19 protein-coding genes are annotated in these 20161 nt (G+C 64.4%); 16 read left to right on the top strand and 3 right to left on the bottom strand.

All coding sequences use genetic code 11. The features are described 5' to 3' along the window. The first annotated feature begins 12 nt into the window (after positions 1-12). The 9 genes from N2603_RS26900 to N2603_RS26860 all read left to right on the top strand — a co-directional run bounded on the left by N2603_RS26900 (position 13) and on the right by N2603_RS26860 (position 8970). Positions 13-870: an ABC transporter ATP-binding protein gene (locus tag N2603_RS26900; protein WP_260384511.1), complete on the top strand. Its 858-nt coding sequence runs from the start codon at positions 13-15 to the stop codon at positions 868-870. Continuing rightward, positions 870-1646: an ABC transporter permease gene (locus N2603_RS26895; protein WP_183247207.1), complete on the top strand. Its 777-nt coding sequence runs from the start codon at positions 870-872 to the stop codon at positions 1644-1646. The genes N2603_RS26900 and N2603_RS26895 overlap by 1 nt, the downstream gene beginning before the upstream one ends. Positions 1647-1685: 39 nt before the next feature. Continuing rightward, positions 1686-2711, top strand: a complete 1026-nt coding sequence (locus tag N2603_RS26890; protein ID WP_018645607.1) for an ABC transporter substrate-binding protein — start codon at positions 1686-1688, stop codon at positions 2709-2711. 16 nt (positions 2712-2727) lie between these two features. Then, a complete protein-coding gene (locus N2603_RS26885) occupies positions 2728-4161 on the top strand; it encodes an amidohydrolase family protein (protein ID WP_260384510.1) in 1434 nt (477 codons plus the stop codon). A gap of 138 nt (positions 4162-4299) precedes the next feature. After that, positions 4300-5208 (top strand): amino acid ABC transporter substrate-binding protein, encoded by a 909-nt coding sequence (locus N2603_RS26880; RefSeq protein ID WP_260384509.1) that lies wholly within the window; start codon positions 4300-4302, stop codon positions 5206-5208. Between the two features lie 141 nt (positions 5209-5349). Then, positions 5350-5853 carry a MarR family winged helix-turn-helix transcriptional regulator gene (locus tag N2603_RS26875; RefSeq protein WP_260384508.1) on the top strand — a complete coding sequence of 168 codons (504 nt, stop codon included), beginning with the start codon at positions 5350-5352 and terminating at the stop codon, positions 5851-5853. Positions 5854-5855: 2 nt separating this feature from the next. Further along, positions 5856-7904 carry an FUSC family protein gene (locus N2603_RS26870; protein WP_260384507.1) on the top strand — a complete coding sequence of 683 codons (2049 nt, stop codon included), beginning with the start codon at positions 5856-5858 and terminating at the stop codon, positions 7902-7904. Next, positions 7901-8107 (top strand): DUF1656 domain-containing protein, encoded by a 207-nt coding sequence (locus N2603_RS26865; protein WP_018645612.1) that lies wholly within the window; start codon positions 7901-7903, stop codon positions 8105-8107. Before N2603_RS26870 ends, N2603_RS26865 begins: the two co-directional genes overlap by 4 nt. After that, positions 8104-8970 (top strand): efflux RND transporter periplasmic adaptor subunit, encoded by an 867-nt coding sequence (locus N2603_RS26860; protein ID WP_260384506.1) that lies wholly within the window; start codon positions 8104-8106, stop codon positions 8968-8970. Before N2603_RS26865 ends, N2603_RS26860 begins: the two co-directional genes overlap by 4 nt. A gap of 775 nt (positions 8971-9745) precedes the next feature. Here the strand turns inward: N2603_RS26860 and N2603_RS26855 are convergent. Genes N2603_RS26855 through N2603_RS26845 form a run of 3 tightly spaced genes read right to left on the bottom strand, consistent with a single transcriptional unit; the run spans position 9746 to position 14020 of the window. After that, positions 9746-11068 carry an epoxide hydrolase family protein gene (locus N2603_RS26855; RefSeq protein ID WP_260384505.1) on the bottom strand — a complete coding sequence of 441 codons (1323 nt, stop codon included), beginning with the start codon at positions 11066-11068 and terminating at the stop codon, positions 9746-9748. A 59-nt stretch (positions 11069-11127) separates the two neighbouring features. Then, complete coding sequence (locus N2603_RS26850) at positions 11128-12339, bottom strand: acyl-CoA dehydrogenase family protein (RefSeq protein ID WP_260384504.1); 1212 nt, start codon at positions 12337-12339, stop codon at positions 11128-11130. 55 nt (positions 12340-12394) lie between these two features. Next, entirely contained in the window at positions 12395-14020 is a 1626-nt protein-coding gene (locus tag N2603_RS26845; RefSeq protein WP_260384503.1) for a long-chain fatty acid--CoA ligase, read from the bottom strand. A gap of 178 nt (positions 14021-14198) precedes the next feature. Here N2603_RS26845 and N2603_RS26840 point away from each other — a divergent pair, with 178 nt between their 5' ends. The 7 genes from N2603_RS26840 to N2603_RS26810 all read left to right on the top strand — a co-directional run bounded on the left by N2603_RS26840 (position 14199) and on the right by N2603_RS26810 (position 20039). Then, the gene (locus N2603_RS26840) at positions 14199-16043 is read left to right on the top strand and encodes a flavin-containing monooxygenase (RefSeq protein WP_260384502.1); all 1845 of its coding nucleotides are present in this window, start codon (positions 14199-14201) and stop codon (positions 16041-16043) included. After that, positions 16040-16852 (top strand): shikimate dehydrogenase family protein, encoded by an 813-nt coding sequence (locus tag N2603_RS26835; protein ID WP_260384501.1) that lies wholly within the window; start codon positions 16040-16042, stop codon positions 16850-16852. Before N2603_RS26840 ends, N2603_RS26835 begins: the two co-directional genes overlap by 4 nt. Positions 16853-16970: 118 nt before the next feature. Then, positions 16971-17786 (top strand): lytic murein transglycosylase, encoded by an 816-nt coding sequence (locus N2603_RS26830; RefSeq protein ID WP_260384500.1) that lies wholly within the window; start codon positions 16971-16973, stop codon positions 17784-17786. 151 nt (positions 17787-17937) lie between these two features. Continuing rightward, positions 17938-18159: a hypothetical protein gene (locus N2603_RS26825; RefSeq protein ID WP_260384499.1), complete on the top strand. Its 222-nt coding sequence runs from the start codon at positions 17938-17940 to the stop codon at positions 18157-18159. 12 nt (positions 18160-18171) lie between these two features. Continuing rightward, a complete protein-coding gene (locus N2603_RS26820) occupies positions 18172-18594 on the top strand; it encodes a hypothetical protein (RefSeq protein WP_260384498.1) in 423 nt (140 codons plus the stop codon). Positions 18595-18982: 388 nt separating this feature from the next. Next, on the top strand, positions 18983-19429 hold the full coding sequence (locus tag N2603_RS26815; RefSeq protein WP_260384497.1) for a MaoC family dehydratase: 447 nt from the start codon (positions 18983-18985) through the stop codon (positions 19427-19429). Between the two features lie 97 nt (positions 19430-19526). Beyond that, complete coding sequence (locus N2603_RS26810; RefSeq protein WP_260384496.1) at positions 19527-20039, top strand: hypothetical protein; 513 nt, start codon at positions 19527-19529, stop codon at positions 20037-20039. Positions 20040-20161: the final 122 nt, after the last annotated feature.

The raw sequence follows: 20161 nt of genomic DNA, 5'->3' as shown, positions 1-20161 counted from the left end.
GCTGTGATGCGCATGCAACCCAAGACCCAGTTTGGCAGCCAGTCCGTTCCAGAAGGCGCGGCCGCGACCGCCATCGAGCTGTCCGAGGCGTCCGTGACCTTTGGACGGGGCGACCGCGCCGTGCCCGCCCTGTCGAAGACCAGCTTGAGGATCGTCGACGGCGAGTTTGTCGCACTGGTCGGCCCGTCCGGATGCGGCAAGTCGACCATTTTGCGCCTCGTCTCTGGCCTGGTGCAGCCGACCAGCGGCGTCGTCATCGTCGGCGGCCGCGAGGTTGCGGCGCGGGCGATGCGGGTCGGCATGGCCTTCCAGAACCCGACCATGCTGCCGTGGATGACGATCGAGCGGAATATCATGCTGCCGCTGAAGATCGTCGAGCCGTTCCGTTCCAACTTCCGCAGGCTGCGCAAGACCGAGTTTCGCGACAAGGCCAACGCGCTGCTGGAGCAGGTCGGCCTCAAGGGTTTCGGCAATCGTTATCCCTGGCAGCTCTCAGGCGGCATGCTCCAGCGCGCCAATCTCTGCCGCGCGCTGATCCATGAGCCGCGCATGCTGCTGCTCGATGAGCCCTTCGGCGCGCTCGACCAGTTCACCCGGGAGGAGCTGTGGGCGATTCTCCAGAACCTCTGGATGACGCACAAGCCGACCGTGCTGCTGGTCACCCACGATCTGCGCGAGGCCGGTTTTCTCGCCAGCCGCATCTGCGTGATGAGCGCGCGTCCGGGCCGCATCCTCGACGACAGCCGCGTCGAGTTCGCGCGCCCGCGCACCGTTGCGATGACCTTCGAGCCGGATTTCGTCGCGCTGAACCAGAAGCTGCGCGCTTTCATCGAGGATGCGCGCAGCGCGGCCGGGCAGGGAGCAGGCTGATGTTCGGAATCGATATCAGGCAAAAGGCGTGGTCGGCGGGACTGATCGTGCTGTTCTTCGTCGCCTGGGAGCTGTTCTGCCTGATGACGGGCATGTCGGACCTGGTGCTGCCGCGGCCCTCGCAGGTGTTCGTGACCCTGTTCCAGCGCTTCCCGGTGCTGTGGCCGCACATCGTGCAGACGCTCGCTACCACCATGTTCGGCTTCGTCCTTGGCGTTGCACTCGGCGTCGCGCTTGGCGCGATCATCGGCGTGTCGAAGACGGCTTACGACACCTGCTATCCGCTGCTGATCGGCTTCTCCTCGATCCCCAAGGTCGCGGTGGTGCCGATCTTCGTGCTGTGGTTCGGCTCCGGCACGGTGCCGGCGGTGCTGACGGCGCTGTCGATCTGCTTCTTCCCGATCGTCGTCAATATCGCCACGGGTTTAGCTACCACCGAGCCCGAGCTCGAGGACGTCTTGAAGGCGCTCGGCGCCAGCAAGCTCGACATCCTCTGGAATGTCGGTCTGCCCCGGACCATGCCGTTCTTCTTCGCCTCGCTGAAGGTTGCGATCTCCTATGCCTTCGTCGGCGCCGTGCTGTCGGAGACGGTCGCCTCCAACCGCGGCATCGGCAACGTCATGATGACCGCGTCATCCAATTTCAACGTGCCGCTGGTGTTCGCCGGCCTGTTCGTGCTCGCCGGCCTCGGCGTCGCGCTTTACGTCGTGTTCTCGCTGATCGAAGGGCAGGTCACCGGCTGGGCGACGCGCAAGAACGACGTGATCGCCACCTGAAATCTTGAACCGTCACGCAACGAAGCTGAGGAGGTCTCGATGTTGAGAAAAGTAACTGCCGCGCTGTTGGGCTTGGCCCTGTCCGCGGGCGCTGCCACGGCCGAGGACACCACGATCAAGTTCACGCTGGGCTGGAAGACGCAAGGCAGCGACGCCGCGTTCTTCTATGCCAAGGATAACGGCTTCTTTAAAGAGGAAGGCCTCAACGTCGTCATCGACCAGGGCGAGGGCTCCGGCGCCACCGTCACGCGCGTGATGTCCGGCGCCTATGATGCCGGCTTCGGCGACGTCAACGCCATCATCCAGAACGCCTCGACCAAGCCGCAGGAAGCGCCCGTCATGGTCTACATGATGTGGAACCAGCCGCCGTTCGCGATCGTCGCCAAGAAGACCAGCGGCATCAACACCATCAAGGATTTCGAGGGCCATACGCTCGGCGGCGCGCAGGGCACGCCGACGACGCGCCTGTTGCCGGTGTTCACGCGCAAGAACGGGCTCGACGGCGAGAAGATCAAGATCTCGAACATGGCGCCGAATCTGCAGGAGCCGATGCTGATCAAGGGCGATATCGACGCCGCGCTGGTCTTCAACATCACCAGCTATTTCAATCTGGTGCTGAACCGCCAGGATCCGGACAAGGATTTCAAATGGTTCTCGTTCGGTGAGTACGGCCTCGATCTCTACTCCAACGGCGTGATGGTCTCGAAGAAGTTGATCGCAACGAACCCGAAGGCGGTCGCCGGCCTGGTGCGCGCCATCAACAAGGGCGCGATCGCGGTCGCCAAGGACCAGAATGCCGGCATGAAGGCGGCGCTGAACTACGACAATCTGATCGATGTCGCCGTCGAGAAGCGCCGGCTGCAGTATTCCTTCGACAAGCTCATTGTCTCGCCGGAGATGAAAGAGATCGGTATCGGCGACATCAAGGACGACCGCATGACCCGCGCCATCGGCATCGTGGTCGAGGGCTATCAGCTCGCGCGCGCGCCGACGCCGGCCGAGGTGTTCTCGCGCGAATTCCTGCCGCCGCGCGCGGAGCGGGAACTGGTGTATACTGCCAACTGAATCTGGAGAGACGGTCATGGCCACGGAGATCTCGGCAACCAGCCTGTTCCGTGGCCCTGACCGCGGCGTCAGCGACAATGTCGTGCTGCGGCACGATGGCGGCGTCATCACCGATATCTCGGAAGGAGCGGGGCCGGCGCCTCGCTCTTTCGTCATTCCCGCCTTCGTCAACGCCCACGACCATGCCCGCGGCACCGCGTCGTCCTTCGGTGCGGTCGGCATGCCCCTGGAAAGCTGGATCCTGCGGACCGCGCTGGGCTCGCCTGTTAATCCTTACCTGACGGCAGCATCCGCATTGGCGCGTTCGGCCAGGGCCGGCTGCGCCGCCATGATGGTGCACTACACCCGTCCGAGCGGGACGATGCCCTTGGTGGACGAGGCCAAGGCCATTTCGAAGGCTGCATCCGACGTCGGTATCCGCATCGCGTTTGCGCTGGCCGTGCGTGATCAGAATCCGATCGTCTACGGTGATGCCGAGCCGGTGCTCTCGGGACTATCCGGCGACGATCGCAAGACCATCGAGGATCTCTTCGTCCGCGCGCCGATGTCGCCCAAGGCGTATATCGAGCTGACCGATGATATTGCCGCGGCCATCGCGAGCCCGATGGTGGACGTGCAGCTCGGGCCCGCCGGCGTGCAATGGTGCTCGAAGCCGCTGCTGGAAGCGGTGGCGGAGAACTCCGCGCGGACCGGCCGGCGCATCCACATGCATCTGTTGGAAACCGTGTACCAGCGCGCCTGGGCCGACCAGCATTTTCCGGACATGGTGCGCTGGCTCCGTGACATCGGCTTCCTCTCCGAGCGGCTGACGCTCGCGCATTGCATCCATGCCCGCCCTGATGAGCTCGAGATGATCGCCGCGTCCGGCGCGCGCATCGTCACCAATTTCAGCTCGAACATGCACCTGCGCTCGGGCCTCGCCCCGATCGCGGCGGCGCACAGATGCGGCTGCGCCATCGCTGTCGGCGTCGACGGGCTGGCGCTGGACGAGGACGACGACATCCTGCGCGAGATGCGGCTGGTTCAGATGGTCCACGGCGGCCTCGGCTTCAAGGCGACATGGACGCCGGCCGAGATGTTTTCGCTCGCCATCCGCAACGGACGCCGCGCAACGGGCGCGCCGGGGAGCGGCGAGCTCGTCGCCGGCCATCCGGCCGACTACGTCGTGATCGATCTCGACCGGCTCGATCGCGACAAGATTATGCCGGTCGATCCCATGGCGCTGCTGTTCGCACGAGGTAACGCGTCCCTGGTGAAGGAGGTCGTCGTCGCCGGCAAGACGATCGCGCGCGAGGGGGTCTGTATGGGCGTTGACCTGCCGGCCATCGAGCAGGAGTTGCGGGGCATGTACCGCGCCAATGTCGGCAAGCTCGAAGGCTTTCAGCGGGTGTGGCCTCCGCTGTCGGAACGGCTGGGCGGCTGGTTCGAGCAGCAGCTGACCTGTCAATGAGGCGGCTACGACCGGGATGTATATAAAAAGGCGATAGCTGGTAAACCCTGCCTCGTCTGGCGCCCGATGCATTGATGCGCTATCAGCTTCGCGATTGCGTCTCGACACCAGTCGATGACCCCCTCGAGGAGCCCTCCGATGCGTCTTCCCGTCATTCTTCTGGCCGTGACATGTCTTGCCGGCGCAGCTTCAGCCGAAGACCTCACCGGCACGCTGCAGAAGGTGAAGGAGACCAAAAAGATCACGCTGGGCTATCAGGAGGCTTCGGTCCCGTTCAGCTATCTCGATGGCAACCAGAAGCCGGTCGGCTTTGCCATGGACATCTGTCTCAGGATCGTCGATGCCGTGAAGAAGCAGCTCGGCATGCCCGACATCTCCGTCGAGACTCTCGCGGTGACGTCGTCGAACCGCATCCCACTGATGGTCAACGGCACGCTCGACCTGCATTGCTCGGCGACCACCAACAATGCCGACCGCCAGAAGCAGGTGGCTTTCACCAATACGCACTTCCTCAGCGCGACGCGCTTTGCCGCCAAGAAGGCTGCCAAGATCAACACCATCGACGATCTCAAGGGCAAGGCCGTGACGGCCGTGGCCGGATCGGTCAACCTGAACCAGCTTGCGAAGGTCAATACCGAGCGCAATCTCGGCATCAGGATCATGCCGGCCGTGGATCAGGCCGAGGCCTTCCTGCTGCTGGAGACCGACCGGGCCCAGGCTTACGCGCTCGACGACGTCCAGCTCGCGGTCGCCATTGCGCGCTCGAAGGAGCCGGCCCTGTTCATGATCAGCGAGGAGACCTTTGCGAAGGCCGAGCCCTTCGGGATCATGCTGCGGCGGGAGGACGCGCCGTTCAAGACGCTGGCCGATCGCGCCACGGCCGAGCTCTACGCAAGCCCGGAGATCGAGGTGCTCTATCGGAAGTGGCTGGAATCGCCGACGCCGCCGAACGGGATCAACTACAACGTCCCGATGTCGCCGGCCTTGCGTAACGCTTTCAAGACCCCGAGCTCGAGCGCCGATCCGGACGTGTATCTGGTGAAGTGAGGCGAGGGCGATCGCGCGCGGCGTGTCGCTCGGGCGGTACGCCGGCGTTCAGGAACTCCACCAGAAGCTGCCGAGAGTCGGTCGCCATTTCGTGATCGGCACATGATTGCGAATTATTAGATAGCATCCTATCTAATTTGGATGGCTCCCTTGCAGGCTTACATCCACGCCGAGATCGGCCGGCTGATCGCGCGCTTGGGACGGATGTGGCGGCGCGAATCGGATTCTGCGCTGTCCGAGCACGGCCTGTCCTATGCCACCGCGATTCCGCTTCTGGTGCTGTCGCGCCAGGGCGAGCATGTCCGGCAAGGCGTGCTCGCGGACGAGCTCGGCATCGAGGGGCCGTCGCTGGTGCGCCTGATCGACCTGCTCCAGGCCGAGGGTCTGGTCGAACGCCGCGAGGATCCCACCGACCGTCGTGCCAAAACGCTACATTTGACGAGAGCGGGCGCGGTCAAGGTCGAGGAGACCAACCGGGTGCTGCGCCGGGTGCGAGCCAGCCTCCTGAAGGATATCGGGCCCGAGGAACTTGCGATAACATTCGAGACTCTTCAGCGCATCGAACAGCGGGCCAGTCGCCTGCAAGACGCCAAGACCGGGCCTGAAAAGACTGGTCCCGAGAAGACTGGCTCCGAGGCGAAATAGTCATGCGCGCAGACGAGCCGTTCCTGGTCCGCCACGCGGACCTCATTTTTGCTTTGAAGACGTTCGCCGCGTCGATGCTGGCGCTCGTCATCGCGCTCGCCATGGATTTGCCGCGGCCCTATTGGGCGATGGCGACCGTCTACATCACCTCGCAGCCGCTGGCGGGGGCGACCAGCTCGAAGGCTTTCTTCCGCGTGATGGGCACGCTGGTCGGCGCCGTCATGACGGTGGCGCTGGTGCCGAACCTGATCGACGCGCCGGAACTGCTCTGTCTCGCCATCGCGCTGTGGGTCGGGCTTTGTCTCTATCTGTCGCTGCTCGACGGCACGCCGCGCAGCTATGTCTTCATGCTGGCCGGATACACGGTGGCGCTGATCGGTTTCCCCGCGGTCTCCGAGCCCGGTGCCATCTTCGATACCGCAGTGGCAAGGCTCGAGGAGATCTCGCTCGGCATCATCTGTGCAAGCCTGGTCTCGACCATCGTGTTTCCGCGCAGCGTCGCTCCCGCCGTGGCCCACCGCGTCGACACCTGGCTATCGGATGCGCGCCGCCTCAGCCAGGTCGTGCTGCTGCGCGAGGGCACCAATGAGACCCGCCGTGGCAAGCGCCTCAAGCTCGCGACCGACATCGTCGAGATCGACACGCTCTCCACCCATCTTGCCTATGACCGGCTGACGGACCGCAACGCGGTGACGGGCCTCGGCGAAATCCGGCTCCGGATGCTGACGCTGCTGCCCGTGATCGCCTCGATCGAGGATCGACTGGCTGCACTGGGCGAGGAAGCCCTGCGGCGACAGCCCGAGCTGAAGCGGCTGCTGGAAGACCTCGCACAATGGATCGTGAGCGACGTCGGCGCACGGCAACCGGCCGAGCGGATCCGCACCGCGATCGCGGAGCAGCAGGCCGTGCTCGATGACAGCGCTGACTGGGAGAGGATCATCACCACAAGCCTGCTGTTGCGGCTGCGCGAACTCGTCGACCTCTCGCGCGACTGCCGCGAGCTGACCGAGGCGATCGCCGACAACCGCAACGTCTCGACTCTCGATCTTGCCTTCCATTCCGAGGCCGGCGCGGCGCCGGTGCGCCACAGGGATCGCGGTCTGGCGTTGTGGTCGGCGGCCGGTGCCGCCATCGCCATTCTGATCTGCTGCGCGTTCTGGATCGGCACCGGCTGGCCGGACGGCGCCTCGGCGCCGATGATGGCGGCGGTTGCCTGCTCGTTCTTCGCCGCACAGGACGAGCCGGCGCGCTTCATCCGCAGCTTCGGCCTGTGGTCGCTGGTCGCCATCGTGGTGGTCGCGGTCTATCTGTTTGCGCTGGTGCCCGCGATCTCCCATCTCGAGGTCCTGATCGTCGCGCTGGCGCCGACCTTCCTGCTCTATGGCTTCCTGATCAGCCGGCCGGCCACGGCGGGCACCGGCATGGCGCTCGCGGCGAACACCGCGACGCTGCTGGCGCTGCAATCGACCTACAGCGCGGATTTTGCGGCCTTTGCCAACTCGGCCGTCGCCTTCTTCGTCGGCGTCGTCATCGCCGAGTTGGTGACGCGGATCGCGCGCGGGGTGGGCGCCGAATGGATCGCCAACCGTCTGGTGCTGTCGAATTGGAAGACGCTCGCGGTTGCCGCCGAACGCCGCGGCAAGCGCGACCGCGCGGAATTCGCCGGCCTGATGCTGCATCGGCTCGGGTTGCTGGTGCAGCGCATCGCGTTCCTCTCGGAGAGCGACCGCCGCGACGCCGACAGCCTGGTCCAGCTCCGCATCGGCATCAACATCATCGACCTGCGTCGCGCCCGCTACGGGCTTGCAGCGTCCACCATTGCCGTCATCGACGACATGCTCGATCAGCTCGCCAAGGCGTGCCGCAGCTATGCGGGGAATGGCATGCCGGCCCAGCTGCTGACGAGCGTCGACCGGGCGCTGGCCCAGGCTGTGAAGGATCCCAATGACAGTGCGCGCGAAGACGCCCTGATCGGTCTCGTCGGTATCCGCCGCGGCCTGTTTCCGGACGCGCCGGCCTATCGGCCACGCGCAGAAAGTGTTGCCGCATGAGACATGTGATCGACATCTATGGCGTGCTGGTGCCGGCGCTGCTGCTGTGGATCATCGTCGCCTACGCCCTGAGCGCGCTGCTGCGCCGGCTGATGCAGCGCTTCGACCTCTACCGGCTGGTGTGGCACCGCGCGCTGTTCGATTTCGCCATCTTCGTCTGCCTGCTCGGCGGCGTCGTCTATCTCTCGGAGTACCTCACATGAAGGGCAATCTTGCCTTGTTCGGTCGCATTGCGCTGACCGTCCTTGCCGTCGTAGCCGCGCTCGTCGTCGGCCGCGAGCTCTGGGTCTACTACATGGAATCGCCCTGGACCCGCGACGGCCGCGTGCGCGCCGATGTGGTCCAGGTCGCCCCCGATGTCTCCGGCTTCGTCACTGAGGTGCTGGTCATGGACAACCAGAAGGTCCGTCGCGGCGACGTTCTGTTCCGGATCGACCGCGAGCGCTTTGCACTGGCGCTGCGGCAGGCCGATGCCTCCGTGGCCGGTCATCAGGCCACGCTCGACCAGGCCAATGCCGATCTGAAGCGCTACAGCACGCTGACCACCGACGCGGTCTCGCAGCAGAAGCAGGAGCAGGTGCTCGCCACCCAGCTCCAGGCCAAGGCGGCCTTCGATGCGGCCGTCGCCGACCGCGCCGTGGCGCAGCTCAACCTCGATCGCAGCGAGGTTCGCGCCTCCGTGAACGGCGTGATCACCAACATGGATCTGCGCCCCGGCGCCTACGTCACGGCCGGGAAGGGCGTGATGGCGCTGGTCGACACCGATACGCTGCATGTCGAAGGTTATTTCGAGGAGACGAAGCTCGCGCGCATCCGCGTCGGCGACAAGGTGCAGGTCCGCCTGATGGGCGAGAAGACCACGCTCACTGGTCACGTCGAGAGCATCGCCGCCGGAATCGAGGACCGCGACCGCGCGGAAGGCGCGAGCATGCTCGCCAACGTCAACCCGACGTTTAGCTGGGTGCGCCTCGCGCAGCGTGTGCCGGTGCGGATCGCGCTGGACAATGTTCCGGGCAACATGTCGCTGGTCGCCGGCCGCTCCGCGACGGTGGAGGTATTGGACTAACGCAGCGAGCAGATGATTGCGCTTGGCCTGGGGAAAACCGGCGACAAACGTTTCAATGCCAAATCCTAAGGCTAATCCTGACTCGCCTGTGTTGAGTCGGGGGACTGTATGGGCCTTTGGTTTTTAGTCCTAGCAGCCTGTGTCGTCGGCGCGTTGCTCCTGTTGGCGTTCTGCCGATAGCGCCGATAGCAGATGCAATTGTTGCTGCGAAGCATCAGCGAGCCGCCGAATAGCGGTTCCAGACGGATGGTTTTTGACTGTGCATGGATGAACGCGTTCACTTCCGGGATCGGAGGCGGACGTGAGCTGGTTGTTTGTATTTCTCATTGCCGCAAGCGCAGCCGTTCTGATCGCCCATGCGATCGACGCGATGCGTTCTTGATACGGCCTCTGACTCGGTGTCGTCGGTAGCTCGGTAAGCGCCGAAAATGTTCCGAGGCGGGCAAGCGTCAATTTGAGGAACCTGGCCCTGCAGGCCAAGGTTGTCACATCAGGAGGAATACGATCATGCTTGCGTTCTATCTGCCGTTCATCATTTTCGGAGCGATGCTCGAAGCGATTTCGAATCAGAACGTATCTACGCCCTTCCAGGAGCCGCCAAGCTTCGACTAGACGCGGATCCCCTAGAGCAGTCTCTAGGGCGTGGACTCATAACGCGCGGCCAGCCCTTCCTGTGCAAGACGCTGCCGAAGGTCGCTACGGAGATGACGCGGTGTGCGCTGACCTACACTCTGACGCGCGTGCTCAACATCGTCGGCGTCGAGCCTCTGGTCCGCTATTTGCGCAATGATCGGAAGGCCGCGCGTACTTCATCTGAAAACAGCTTCGGCTCCTCCCAGGCGGCGAAATGTCCGCCACGTTCGACCTCGCTGAAGTAGGCGAGGCCGGGGTACATAATCTCGACCCAACTTCGGGGCGCAGCAAAGATTTCGCCGGGGAACGTCGTAAATCCCACGGGAACCGCGACCGCCGGAGGAGACTTGCCGGCCGCACGGGCTGCGGCCTGTCCGGCCTCCCAGTACCACCGTGCGGCCGAGGCCCCAGTGCCCGTCAGCCAGTACAGCGTGATGTTGTCGAGGATGCTGTCCCGGGTGAGATTGCCCGCGGGCTTACCCTCCACGAATGCTCGGGAAATCTTGTAGTAGCTGTCCGTGTCATGGTCGAGCATCCAGCTCGCCAGCCCGAGGGGTGAATCCAGCAGGGAGTAGCCGATCGTCTGTGGCCGCGTCGACTGCTCCAGGAAGTAGCCAAAGCCACTCGCCCTAAACGTCGCGGCGGCCTTCTGCGCCGCGCGTTCCTTCTCGGATTCTGCGGGCAGCTTGTCGGACATTGCCGCCACACCCGCGAGCAAGTTGACGTGGATGCCGAGAAGTCCCTTGGGTGCCTGCCGCCCCATCGCATCCGTGACTGCGGCTCCTACGTCGCCACCCTGGGCGACGTAGCGCGTGTAGCCGAGGCGATCCATCAGCACCGCCCACGCACGCGCGATGCGGGCGGTGTCCCAGCCGAGTTCGGTCGGCTCACCCGAGAAGCCGTAGCCAGGCAAGGACGGCAGCACCAGGTGGAATGCATCGTCGGCAGTGCCACCATACTTGGTCGGGTCAGTCAGGGGACCGACGGTATCGAGGAGCTCGACGACCGAGCCAGGCCAGCCGTGGGTCATGATCAGCGGCAGCGCGTTCTCATGCCGGGCCTTGACGTGGATGAAATGGATCTTCACCCCGTCGATCACGGTCGTGAACTGTGGCAGCGCGTTCAGCCGTGCCTCGCACTTGCGCCAGTCGTACTCGGTCGACCAGTAGCGGGCGAGCGCCCGCAGCGTCGCCAATTGCACACCCTGCGACCGATCCTCAACGAGCTCTTTGGTGGGCCAGCGCGTGGACGCGAGGCGCCGGCGGAGATTAGCGAGGTCTTCACCCCGGACATTGACGCGGAAGGAAAGAATTGCGTCGGCTTTGGTCGTACCAAGCGGGGACCCGCCTTGCTTCGATTGCGCGCGTGCGGCGACGAAGTGTATGGGAAGCAAGCTGACGGCACCGGTTGCGGCTGACCCTGCGAGGAGGCTTCGCCGGGTGGGTGAGGAGGAGATTGCAGTCATGTTCGGCCTCCCTGTTTACAAGCCCGCTCCTATATTAGTACCGACGCGCCAGCGGCGGCTTAGACATTCGAATACTTCTTCAGCTCGAATCGCGCGATCTGGTTGCGGTGCACCTCATCCGGCCCGTCGGCAAGCCGCAGCAGCCGCGCCGTCGCATAAGCCTGCGTCAAACCGAAATCGTTCGAGGTGCCGCCGCCGCCATGGGCCTGGATTGCCCAGTCGATGATCTGGCAGGCCATGTTGGGCACGGCGACCTTGATCATCGCGATCTCGCCTTTCGCAACCTTGTTGCCGACCGTGTCCATCGCGTAAGCCGCGTTCAGCGTCAGCAACCGGGCCTGCTCGATCATGATGCGGGCTTCCGCGATACGCTCCTGCGTCACCGTCTGCTCCGAGACCGGCTTGCCGAAGGCGATGCGGCTGCGGACGCGGCGGCACATCTTTTCCAGCGTGCGTTCGGCAAGCCCGATCAGGCGCATGCAATGGTGGATGCGACCGGGGCCGAGGCGGCCCTGCGCGATCTCGAAGCCGCGGCCTTCGCCGAGCAGCATGTTCTCCTTGGGGACCCGCACATTGGTGAAGACGACCTCGGAGGCCCGATCAGGCACGCCGTAGAAGCCGAACACGGGCAGGGGGCGCTTGACCTCGATGCCTGATGTCTCCATCGGCACCAGGATCATGGATTGCTGCTTGTGGCGATCCGGATTGTCAGGATCGGTCTTGCCCATGAAGATGCAGATCTTGCAGCGCGGGTCGGTCGCGTTCGTCGTGTACCATTTGCGGCCGTTGATGACGTAATGGTCGCCGTCGCGCACGATCGAGCTTTCGATGTTGGTCGCATCCGACGACGCTACTGCCGGCTCGGTCATGGCGAAGCAGGAGCGGATCTCGCCCGCGAGCAGCGGCTTCAGCCAGCGCTCCTTGTCCTTCTCCGTGCCGTAGCGCTCCAGCACCTCCATGTTGCCGGTGTCGGGCGCCGAGCAGTTGAACACTTCGGGCGCAAGGTGCGAGCGGCCCATCACCTCGCAGAGCGGGGCATATTCGAGATTGGTGAGCCCGGCACCGTGGCTCGACTCCGGCAGGAACAGATTCCAGAGACCTTCAGCGCGCGCCAGCGGCTTCAGCTCCTCGACGACGGGATAGACCTTCCACGGACCGAGCTCTTCGGCTTCGCGATAGAACCGCTCCTCGTTCGGATAGATGTGCCGGTCCATGAAGCTCTCGAGCTTGCGCTTGAGCTCGACGACTTTGGGCGACATCGGGTAGAGCATCGTTCGTTTCCTTTATCTATGGACGGCACGGACGTCAGCGCCATCGCGCGTCGCGTCATGCGACGCGATACTCCTTGAATCGCTCGCGCAGCGCCGATTTCAGCACCTTGCCGGTGCCGGTCATCGGGAATTCGTCGAGGAATTCGACGGCATCCGGCATCCACCAGCTCGCGATCTTCGGGCGCATGTGCTCGAGCAGCGTCTTGCCGTCGACGGTCGCGCCCTTCTTGCGGACGACGAGGAGCAGGGGGCGCTCCTGCCATTTCTCGTGCGCGATGGCGACGACGGCGGCTTGCAGCACGTCGGGATGCGACAAGGCGATATCCTCGAGCTGGATCGAGGAGATCCACTCGCCGCCCGACTTGATCACGTCCTTGGAGCGGTCGGTCAGCGTGACGTGGCCCTGCGGGTCGATCACGGCCATGTCGCCGGTGATCAGCCAGCCGTCGCGGTCGAGGCCTTCCTCCAGCTTCATGTAGCCGGAGGCGACCCAGGGCCCGCGGGCCCGCAAATGGCCGACCGTCTTGCCGTCGCGCGGCAGCACGTTGCCTGCGTCATCGACGATGCGCAAGGCGGTGCCGAAGCAGGCGCGGCCTGATACCTGGCGGCGGTCGAACTTCTCCTTGTCGCCGAGATGCTCCGAGCCCGGCCGCAGGCCCGGCATCGAGCAGCCCAGCGCCTCGGTCATGCCCCAGGCCTGGATATAGTCGACATCGTACTCGCGCTTGAGCTTCTCGACCATGGCGCGCGGCGGCGCCGAGCCCGACGACAATGTCGCGCGTAACGTCGAGAATCTGTTGCCGGTGCGCCCGAGCCAGTCGAGCAGGATCAGCCAGAAGCTCGGCACGCCCGCCGACAGCGTCACCTTCTCGCCTTCGAGCAATTCGTAGAGCTTGTCGGGTTCGTAGTTGCGGCCGGGCAGCACCAGCTTCGAGCCGGTGTGGGGCGCGGTGAACGGCATGTTCCAGCCATTGCCATGGAATAGCGGCGCCATCGGCATCATCACCTCGCGCACGCCTTCGACATGGCCCGGCAGGAAGTCGAAATTGCAGCAGGTCATGGTCTGCAGGATCGCGGCGCGGTGCGAATAGATCACGCCCTTGGGATTGCCCGTCGTACCCGAGGTGTAGCAGATCGTGGAGGCGGATTTCTCGTCGAACTCCGGCCAAGCGAAGCCGGCGTCGTTCTCCTGCTCCAGAAGCTCCTCGTAGCAATGCACGTTGGTAAGCTTCGTCTCCGGCATCCGCTCGCGCGAGGACATCACGACATAGGCTTCGACCGTCGTTAGCTGCGGCGCGATCGCTTCCACGACCGGCAGCGTGGCACGGTCGATGAACAGCAGGCGGTCCTCGGCGTGGTTGATGATGTAGACGAGCTGCTCGGGAAACAGCCGCGGATTGACGGTGTGCAGCACGTAGCCCATGCCCGGCGCCGCATAGAACATCTCGAAATGACGATGCGTATTCCAGGCCAGCGTACCGACACGGTCGCCTTGCTTCATGCCTAGCCGTTTCAGCGCCAGCGCCATGCGCTTGATGCGCGGATGGGCATCTGCGTAGGTATAGCGATGGATGTCGCCCTCGATCTCGCGCGCGACGATCTCCGCTTCGCCGTGATAGTCGGCGGCGTACTGGATCAGGCCGCTGATCAGGAGCGGCATGTCCATCATCAATCCCTGCATGGTCTCCTCCGGATTGCCACGTCGTTGCATGGCGTTGGTTTGTGATTTGCGCGGAGGGTAGCGGAACGTCACGCGGCGTTCACGTAAAAAACAGCGGACGTGATTGCATGCGTCACTTTTTCAGGGCTAATTTGAGGTTGAGCTGCCGGCGAAGCAGCGTCCGCCGTGGAGGAAATGAATGTCAGCGGAAAGACACAAGACCGGCACAGCCGGCGCATCTACGGTCGATATTTCCGCACTCCGCGCGCGCTATCGCGACGAGCGCAACCGCCGTCTGCGCGCTGAGGGCAAGGCGCAGTATGTCGAGGTCACCGGCGCATTCGGCCGTTATCTCGACGATCCCTGGGCCGATCCCGACCTTGCGCGCGAGGCTGTCAGCGAACAGACCGAGGTGCTGATCGTCGGCGGCGGCTTCGGCGGCCTGCTCTGTGGTGCGCGCTTGCGCCAGGCGGGCATCGGAGATTTTCGTATCGTGGAAAAGGCCGCCGATTTCGGCGGCACCTGGTACTGGAATCGCTATCCTGGAGCTGCCTGCGACACCGAAAGCTACATCTACCTGCCGCTCTTGGAAGAGACCGGCTACATGCCGGTGCGCAAATATGCGCGAGCGCCGGAGATCTACGAGCACTCGCGCCGCATCGGCCGGCACTTCTCGCTCTATGAGCGCGCGCTGTTTCAGACCGTGATCTCGCGCATGACCTGGCAGGAGCAGGAGACGCGCTGGCTGGTCGAGACCGATCGCGGCGACCAGATCCACGCACGCTTCGTCATCTTGGCGGGTGGGCCGCTGAGCCGGCCGAAGCTGCCGGGGATACCCGGTATCGAGAGCTTCAAGGGCCACAGCTTCCACACCAGCCGCTGGGACTATGCCTACACCGGCGGCACCGCCGAGGGTGATCTCACCGGCCTTGCCGGCAAGCGCGTCGGCATCATCGGCACCGGCGCCACCGCCGTGCAGTGCGTGCCGCATCTCGGCCGCTCCGCGAAGGAGCTTTATGTCTTCCAGCGCACGCCATCGGCGATCGGCGTGCGCGACGACCGGCCGACGGATCAGGCCTGGGCGGAGAGCCTCAAGCCCGGCTGGCAGCGCGAGCGCATGGACAATTTCACCGCCGTGATCTCGGGCGAGCCGTTCGAGCGGGATCTGGTGCAGGACGGCTGGACCGGTCTCCTCGGCGAGATCCTGCTGGCGCCACGCCGGCAACCGCAGCCGGTGACCTCGATGGAAGAAGCGCTGAAGGTCATCGAGCAGGCCGACTATCGCAAGATGGAAGAGATCCGCGCCCGCGTGGACGCTGTCGTAAGGGATGAAGCAGCCGCTGCGGCGCTAAAACCCTGGTACAAGGCGTTCTGCAAGCGGCCGTGCTTCCACGACGAATATCTCGACACTTTTAATCAACCCAACGTTCATCTCGTCGACACCAAGGGGCAGGGCGTCGAGCGCATCACGGAGAATGCCGTCGTCGTCGACGGCAAGGCCTACGAGCTCGACTGCCTGATCTATGCCAGCGGCTTCGAGGTCGGCACCGATTACGCGCGCCGCATGGGATTTGAGGTCTACGGCCGCGACGGCACCAGCCTGTCCGAGCGCTGGCGCGACGGCGTCAAGACGATGCACGGCTTCTACAGCCGCGGTTTTCCGAACTGCTTCCTGATCGTCACGGTGCAGGCCGGCCAGAGCGCCAACTTCCCGCACATCATCGACGAGCAGTCGCAGCACATCGCCTATGTCATCGATCAGGCGCGCAAGCGTGGCGCCAGGACGCTCGAGCCGACGCTCGCCGCCGAGAACGCCTGGGTCGAGGAGGTGGTCAAGGCCGCGATCGGCCGCCAGACCTATCTCGCCGAATGCACGCCCGGCTATTACAACAACGAGGGCGTGTTCGATCCCATTGCGGCCAGAAACAGCCAGTACTGGCGCGGGCCAGTGGCGTTCCTGCGGATGCTCGGCAGATGGCGCAAGGAGGGCAATCTGGACGGCCTGGAATTGACTTGCGGGACCGACGCGGAGGTCCGGGCTTGAGCAGCACGATCCCGGCACCTTCAGGCGCCACGCGACTCCACGTCATCGTCGGCGATCCCATCGCGCAGGTGCGCTCGCCGGCGGGCGTGTCAGCCGCCTTTGCCGCGCGCGGGCACGACGGCATTCTCGTGCCTGTTCAGGTGGCGCCAGGGGATTTGGCCGATTTCCTCTCGGTGGCAACGCGGCTGAAGAACCTCGACGGCATCGTCGTGACCATCCCGCACAAATTCGCCTGTTACCAGGCCTGCACGAGCGCGACGACGCGCGCGCATTTCCTGCGCACCGTGAACCTGATGCGCCGGCGTCCCGACGGCGCATGGCACGGCGACATGGTGGACGGCCTCGGCTTCGTCGGGGCGGCGCGGGCGAAGGGAATCAACCCTGCGGGCATGCGGGCGCTGCTTGTCGGCGCGGGCGGTGCGGGCTCGGCGATCGCCCTTGAGCTGGTCGAGGCCGGGGTGAGCGAACTGGCGATTCATGACAGCCTGACTGAGCGCCGCGACGCCCTGATCGGCCGGCTCAACGGCCTCGGCAAGGCGCCCGTGCGGGCCGGCACCTTGGACCCCGCAGGCTTCGATTTTGTCGCCAATGCGACGCCCGCAGGGATGAAGGATGGCGATCCGCTCCCGGTCGACGTCGCGCGGCTTGCGCCATCCGCCTATTGCGGCTGCGTCATCACAAAGCCAGAGGTCTCGCCGTTCATCGCAGCCGCCCGCAGGATCGGTTGCGTGACCGGGACCGGCACGGACATGTACCAGCAGCATCAGAGCATCATGGTGGATTTTCTGCTGGGGGCGGAGGGAACGTAAGGCGCGTGTCAAGGGCTTTGCTTGGATTGATTGTATCTGGCGGGACTTGAGCGATTGCAACTGACGTAGGATCATGCGTTCGCGCGAGCCGGTCGCGCACCAGCAAGAGGAATGCGCAATGATCAGGGGCAGGACAGTCGCAACGGCGGTGATTGGCGCGGCCGCGCTGCTATTCTACCTGCCTTCGGCCGAGGCCGCGCAATGCGGCAGCTCGCCGGCCGGCTTCGAGGCCTGGAAGCGCGAATTCAGCGCGGAGGCGCAAGGAAAGGGTATTGGCCAGACCGCGATCTCGGCCTTGATGCAGACCAATTACGCCAGCACCACCATTGCGGCCGACCGCGGCCAGCGCAGCTTCTCGCTGTCGCTCGACCAGTTCCTCGCCAAGCGCGGCGCCACCACCATCGTCGCCAAGGGGCGGCAGCTCAAGCAGTCGCAGGCCGCGCTGTTCGCCTCGATCCAGCAGCGCTATGGCGTCCCGCCCGGGCCGCTGATCGCGATCTGGGGCATGGAGACCGGCTTCGGCAGCCAGCGCGGCAACCAGAACATGCTCTCCTCGATCGCAACGCTCGCTTATGATTGCCGTCGTCCCGAATTCTTCACCGACCAGCTCTATGCCGCGCTGAAGCTGATCGACCGCGGCACCCTGTCGGGATCGACCCGTGGCTCCATGCATGGCGAGGTCGGTCAGACCCAGTTCATGCCCAAGAACATCCTGGCTTATGGTACCGGCAATCTCGAGGTCGCTGCCAACGCGCTGAACTCGACCGCCAATTTCCTCAAGGCCCACGGCTGGCGTGCGGGAGCCGGTTACCAGCCGGGCGAGGCGAATTTCGCGGCGATCGAGGCCTGGAATGCCGCCGGCGTCTATCAGAAGGCAATCGCCTTGATGGGCCGGCAGATCGACGAGGGGGGAGGGGCGGCCGCATCGCGCTGACGAGAGCCCGTTTCGAACGTCCACTTCGCTCGAAAATGCTCTTACTCAGCAAGGCGTGATGCACTGGCGCGAGAAAGTTGTTGCACTTGGGAACCGACGGCACGAGGTTTGCTTTGATCCGTTTCAGGGCTGGGCATGAGGAGACTCAACTATGGCAACCCAGATCGTGATGGACCAGACTGGCGACACCCGCCACGAGTTTGATCCTGGCAATGCCGAAGCGCTGGCGCGAGCCGAGCAGCGCTTTCGGGAGCTGACCGGAGCCGGCTTCACCGCCGCCTTCCGAACCGGACCCGGCGAAGTCACCCGTATCAAGTCGTTCGATCCGACCGCGCAGGAAATGCTGTTCTATCCCCGCTTGGTCGGCGGCTGATCTGAGCTGCTCATGTTCGCGGCACTCTGGTTCCGCGCGCCCGCGCGTGCCCGGTTGCACGCGCTGCGCGAACTCTACCGGCGCTTCTTCGGCGAGAACACGCCCGATGCGCGGGGCCGCCGGCTTCTGGCCGAGTGGCTGACGGCGGAGCAGCGCGCACAGTTCGAGCAGCACCGGTATTTCGACGTCATCGGCTGCGATACCGGCAAGCGGTATCGCATTCATTATGGCACGGCCGCCAACGTCCACGAAGTCGACGATACCGGTCATGCGACGATGGGGTGGTGCTTCGTCCCGTCAGGCTTCCTCGTGCCCGGCGACGTGATGCTGGCGCAGAAGATCGCGCTCGAGACGGACGAAAAGGGGGCGCTGGCGCTCGCCAACAGGTTTCCGCCCGCGACGCATTCAGAACATTTTTACCGGCGGCCGTTTTAGGACGCCGGTGCGACGCACTCAGTAATGCGTGGTGCGATAGGCATCCAGCGCATGCGCCGCAAAGATGCCGATGCTGCAGAGGGCGAGCAGGGCGGAGATCAGCTCGATCATAGCTCGTCCTCCCGTGGCGACTGCGCGACGAGGTTCTGGCAGCAGGCATAATCGTAGATCAGGTCGAGGAGGAATTGCATGGTGGCCGTCCCTGTATTTATTTTGACAACGACTTAACCGGCGATCTGTTTCAGGCGTGTTTCGTCGCATCGGGAAAGAGGTTTCGCGGGGGAACCCGGTGTGGCTTGTTCGCGGCGGAGCCGTTACATCGCAATTTCGCTAAATCCCTTGAACCGCGCACGCCCGGCAGTGGCGTACGATATTGCGAGGCAAAATCATGGCGCAGGTCGAATGCTTCGACGATCTCACCATTGGAATGCGGTTCAAGTCGCCCGAGGTGCTGGTCACCGAAGCCGACATCAAGCGCTTCGCCGCCGAGTACGATCCGCAGCCGATGCATCTCGACCATGAGGCGGCGAAGGAGACCCTGTTCAAGGGGCTGGCTGCCTCGGGATGGCACACCGCCGCGATTGCCATGAACCTCGCGATCCAGGCCCGCCCGTTTGGCCCGCATCCGCTGATCGGCGCCGGTGTTGATGGGCTGCGCTGGACCATGCCGGTGCGGCCCAACGACCGCCTGCATCTGGTCGGGGAGGTCATGAGCCTGACGCCTTCGAGGTCGAAGCCGCAGGGCATCGCGCTGGTGAAATGGACGATGTTCAACCAGAACGGCGAGGAGGTTTACACCTTCACCCCGATCGCGATCGTACCGCGACGGGGGTAGGGCGGTCGCTGGCCGCCTTGCCTCGCCCGCGGCCCGAAAGCCTTGCGAGCGGCCGGCAGAGGTGGTCATCTCGGCGTGGGACGCGCTGGAGGCTGACATGCAACGATCTCTTCTCGCCGCCGGAATTCTCGTGGGCGCCTTGAGCGCAGCCGCCTTGAGCTCGAGGCCCGCGCTTGCGCAACAATCCAAGGTCGGCGACTGGACCATCGAGAAGCGGACGCAGGACACGCATTGCAATGCGAGCCGCGGCTACAAGGACAAGGAGGACGAGAACCGCGACTACGTCATTGTCATCACCTATTCCGACAAGGCCATCGTCATCGTGATGATCTATGACGGCTGGGAGTGGGACAAGGTCGGCGAGATCCTCCGCGCCGATGTCGGCACCGATGATGCCGACATCATGAAGAAGGCGAAGTGGGAGGTCATGGACAAGACCACCGTGCGCGGCATCTTCGAGTACGACCAGTCGATCATGGACCGGCTCTCCAAGGCCAAGCGCCTCACGCTCGATTTCGAGGATGACGACGACGACAGTATCGAGATGCAAATCCCGCGCGCCGGCGAGGCGCTCGCCGCGCTGAAGTTCTGCGAGGAGAACCGGAAGTAACTTGCCGACGCCGGCCGCGAAGCCGGTTCGGTATTCGGCGTGATCGCCTTTCACCGCGTCAACGAGACGGTCTTTCGCAAGACCGTGCTCGTTCTGTTGCTGGTGTCGGGGATTTCCCTGAT

Source organism: Bradyrhizobium huanghuaihaiense (assembly GCF_025200885.1).
Taxonomy (GTDB): Bacteria; Pseudomonadota; Alphaproteobacteria; order Rhizobiales; family Xanthobacteraceae; genus Bradyrhizobium; species Bradyrhizobium huanghuaihaiense.
Note: the sequence above shows the minus strand (reverse complement) of the source record. Positions and strands in the feature narration are given on the sequence as shown.